This is a genomic window from Mycobacterium sp. NAZ190054 (assembly GCF_001545925.1).
Lineage (GTDB): Bacteria > Actinomycetota > Actinomycetes > Mycobacteriales > Mycobacteriaceae > Mycobacterium.
This window is the reverse complement of the sequence record NZ_LMVQ01000330.1, coordinates 1-3,740: the sequence shown is the minus strand read 5'-3', so window position 1 is coordinate 3,740 and position 3,740 is coordinate 1. Positions and strand designations below refer to the sequence as shown.

Annotated in this window: 4 protein-coding genes and 1 pseudogene; 3 read left to right on the top strand and 2 right to left on the bottom strand. The window is 69.6% G+C overall.

All coding sequences use genetic code 11. The features are described 5' to 3' along the window. Window positions 1-137 precede the first annotated feature (137 nt). Both ASJ79_RS20500 and ASJ79_RS20495 read left to right on the top strand, forming a co-directional pair. The gene (locus tag ASJ79_RS20500) at window positions 138-707 is read left to right on the top strand and encodes an aldehyde dehydrogenase family protein (protein ID WP_231750954.1); all 570 of its coding nucleotides are present in this window, start codon (window positions 138-140) and stop codon (window positions 705-707) included. 33 nt (window positions 708-740) lie between these two features. After that, on the top strand, window positions 741-1,160 hold the full coding sequence (locus ASJ79_RS20495) for a ChaB family protein (RefSeq protein ID WP_067959186.1): 420 nt from the start codon (window positions 741-743) through the stop codon (window positions 1,158-1,160). Here the strand turns inward: ASJ79_RS20495 and ASJ79_RS20490 are convergent. Further along, window positions 1,157-1,426 (bottom strand): YdeI/OmpD-associated family protein, encoded by a 270-nt coding sequence (locus tag ASJ79_RS20490; protein WP_067959182.1) that lies wholly within the window; start codon window positions 1,424-1,426, stop codon window positions 1,157-1,159. The genes ASJ79_RS20495 and ASJ79_RS20490 overlap by 4 nt on opposite strands. 70 nt (window positions 1,427-1,496) lie before the next feature. Here ASJ79_RS20490 and ASJ79_RS20485 point away from each other — a divergent pair, with 70 nt between their 5' ends. After that, complete coding sequence (locus tag ASJ79_RS20485; protein ID WP_067959178.1) at window positions 1,497-3,380, top strand: alpha/beta hydrolase; 1,884 nt, start codon at window positions 1,497-1,499, stop codon at window positions 3,378-3,380. A 55-nt stretch (window positions 3,381-3,435) separates the two neighbouring features. Here the strand turns inward: ASJ79_RS20485 and ASJ79_RS33325 are convergent. Beyond that, window positions 3,436-3,740 (bottom strand): annotated as a pseudogene (locus ASJ79_RS33325) (hypothetical protein); the annotation flags it as partial.

Genomic DNA, 3,740 nt, shown 5'->3' with positions numbered 1-3,740 from the left:
AGCGGCACTGGCGCATCTGACCGTGCTGCTGATCGACTTGGCGCGCATCTCCGACGACGTGGCCGGCGATCTGCGACGCAGCAACGAGCCCGTGCTGGCGCAGGTGTTCGACGTCATCGAACGCCGGGCAGATCTGTGTGGCCGTCGAGCGCATCTACGTCGTCGCCGGCCGGGCCGAACCGTTCCTCGACGCCCTCGCCGACGAGGCCCGGCGCTGGCAGGACCGGCTCGGTCCGCTGGTCGACGAGGCACACCGCGAGCACGTGCACGGCCATGTCACCGATGCGATCTCTCGCGGCGCCCGGGTGCTGGCCGGGGCGCAGCTGCCGTCCGGCCCCGGCGCGTTCTATCCGCCGACCGTGCTGTCCGACTGCACGCCCGAGATGCGGGTCTTCCGCGAGGAGACCTTCGGTCCGGTCGCCGCGGTGCGGGTGGTGCCCGACTTCGACACCGCGTTGACCGAGGCCGCCGACGACCGGTTCGGGTTGGCGGCCACCGTGCTGACCGCCGACATGGCGCATGCGCAACAGGCCGCGCGGGCGCTGCCCGTCGGGACGGTGAAGATCAACGCGGTGTTCGGCGGTGCGCCCGGCGGCGCCGCGCAGCCGCGGCGGGCCAGCGGCAGCGGCTTCGGCTACGGGCCCGAACTGCTCGACGAGATGACCACGATGAAGGTGGTGCACTGGTCCTCACCGGGAACTCCCTGAGCGACACCACATCCCGAGAAAGGAGAAGTTGAGATGCCGAAGACGACGAAATCGGGCAAGGCCAAGGAAAGCGAATTGCCGAGCACCCTGCAGCACTCCGACGACAAGGCCAAGCGCACGTTCGCCAAGGCGCACGACGCCGCCGCCGAGGAGTACGGCGAAGGCGAACGGGCGCACCGCGTCGCCTACAGCGCGCTCAAACACAGCTACGAGAAGGTCGGCGACCACTGGGAGAAGAAAGACCAGCGCGGCCCGTCCGACGACCGGTCGGAAAGCGGCGGACCCGACGCGCGGGGCGAGTCCGCCGAAGGCGTCAACGCCAACGCCTCCAAGAAGCATCTGGTCGAGGTGGCGCGCCGCCTCGACATCCCCGGCCGGTCGAAGATGACCAAAGACGAACTCGTCGACGAGATCCAGAAGGCCAACCGGCGGGAGAGCCGGCGCAGCCGTTAGGCCTTGCCGGTGCGCTCCCGGTGCTTGCAGCCCGGCCAGCAGCACGGCCGGCGCATGCCCTCCTCCAGCTCTTCCTGAGTGCGGCGGATCCGTCGCTCCCGGGTCTTCTGCTGCTTGGCGTCCTCCACCCAGCAGATGAACTCGTTGCGCGCCAGCGGCGTGATGTCCTGCCACGCCGCCAGCGCCGTCGCGTTACCGACCAGCGCGGTGCGCAGGTCGGCGGGAAGTTCGTGCACCACCCCGCCCGGCACGGCCTGCCTGTTCACGCGCCCACACTAACTCCCCTGGGTCCGGTCCCCGATATGGAACGATCGGGGCAGCCGGAACAGGAGGGTCATGTCGGTTTCAGTGTCGACGGTGCGGGAGTCGGAGCCCGACCGGCTTGTCGACGCCGCCGACGCGATGGGCCGTAAGCACACCGAGCTGCAGACCATCATCACCGGTGAGCGCGAGCTGCTGGCCCACCTGCAGCAGCACTGGTCCGGGCAGGCCTCCTCGACCGCGGTCGCGCAGGGTCTGAAGGACATCGCCAAGCAGGAAAGGGTCGCGCGGCGGCTGCTCAACCTGGAGTCGGCGCTGCGCAACGGCGGCCTGCAGATGGGCGCGCTGCGGGACGCGCTGCTGGACCTGGTCTCGACGCTGGACCGATTCGGGTTCGCCGTCGCCGACGACGGGACGGTCACTCCCCAGCAATGGCTGGTCGGGCGGTTCCTCGACAGCCTGGCCGACAAGTTCACCGCGTTCCTGAAGAAGATGCTGCAGCTGTTCACCGATCTGGACGAGAACACCGCGTCGGCGCTCGACCAGGCCGCCGGCGCCGACATCCCCAATCCGCCCGTCACGGTGGGCGGCCAGGAGATCCGGATCCCGTCCGCGGACACCGACCCCGCCGACGTCAAGCAGTGGTGGGATTCGCTCAGCGAGGAGCAGCGCCGCGGTCTGATCGCCGAGCACCCGCCGATACTGGGCAATCTCAACGGGATTCCGGCCGAGGTGCGCGACCAGGTCAACGTCGCGGTGATGGACGACGATCTGGACCGGGTGGAGAACGTCGCGGACCGCAACAACGTGTCGGCCGACGAGGTCACCGCGAATCCGGGCCGTTACGGGCTGACCGACAACGACGTCACCCGCTACCAGAACGCGAAGCGGACCCAGGAGGGACTGCTGCACCAACTCGGCGCGCCGGACAGCGAGACCCGCCGCTACAGCGAGATCGGCGAACAGGAACGCCGCGACAAGAACTGGCGTCCGACCATGCTGTGGGCCTACGACCCGCAGGCCTTCGACGGCAAGGGTCGGGCGGCCGTCGCGATCGGCAACCCGGACAAGGCGTCCAACACCGCGGTCATCGTGCCCGGCACCAGCGCCAGCGTCCGGGACGGCTGGCTGTCCGACGGGCACAACGACGCGATCAACCTGTACGGCCAGTCGCTCAAGGCCGACCCCGGCGACCCGACCGCGGTGATCTCCTGGATGGGGTACAACACGCCGGAGAGCTTCACCGACCCCAACATCGCCAACACCGGGCTGGCGCGGGCCGGGGGCGACGCGCTGGCGTGGGATGTCAACGGGCTCAGCGTCACCCACGAGGCCGGTGTCCCCGAGCATGTAACGGTCATCGGGCATTCGTACGGCTCCACGACGGTCGCCGACGCGTTCGCCAACAGCGGTATGCACGCCGACGACGCGATCCTGCTCGGCAGCCCCGGCACCGATGTGGCGCGCAGCGCCGCAGATTTCCACCTCGACGGCGGGCAGGTCTACATCGGTGACGCGTCCACCGACCCGGTGGGCTGGCTGGGACAGATGGGCAACACCCTGCCCGGCGAGATGAACGAATCCCTCGGCAACATGGTCGGCCCGACGGCCGGCTTGGGCACCGACCCGGCGTTCGAGGACTTCGGCGCGACCCGGTTCCGGGCCGAGGTTCCCGGCGCCGACATGATCGACCCGTCCGACCATTCGTACTACTACACCGTCGGCAGCGAGTCGCTGCGCAGCATGACCGAGATCGTCACCGGCAACGCCGACCGGCTCGACGACCTCGGGCTGCTCGCCCAGCCGCGCACCGAGTTGACGGTGTCGACACCGCAACAGCTCGACGTGCCGATCCTCGGCGAGGTGCCGCTGCCGCACCTGGAGGTCGAGACGCCGGTGATCTACGACCCCGAATGGAACCGGGCAGGAGGATCGGTGACCGATGACCATGGGTACTAGCCGCCGCGTCGCGGCACTGCTCGTCATGCTCGCGACGTCAGCTGTAGGAGGATGCTCAACGATGTCCCCGTCCGACCAGAGCACACCGCAGGCCGGCGGGCCCACCGCCCCGCCGCCGCCCGACGCCCAATCCCGCGCCCAGGTGGTCGTAGATCACCGGCGTCTCGACCTCCAGGTGCGGCAGCGGCACCTCGCCGAGGATCGGCACGTCGAGCTGTTGCGGTGTCGACACCGTCAACTCGGTGCGCGGCTGGGCGAGCGGCCCGAGGTCGTCGAGCCGGTCGGCGTTGCCGGTGACGATCTCGGTCATGCTGCGCAGCGACTCGCTGCCGACGGTGTAGTAGTACGAATGGTCGGACG

Bases quoted from the DNA above. Each gene is read 5' to 3' on its own strand.
- ASJ79_RS20495 (WP_067959186.1), top strand. From the start codon at position 741: ATGCCGAAGACGACGAAATCGGGCAAGGCCAAGGAAAGCGAATTGCCG.
- ASJ79_RS20485 (WP_067959178.1), top strand. From the start codon at position 1,497: ATGTCGGTTTCAGTGTCGACGGTGCGGGAGTCGGAGCCCGACCGGCTT.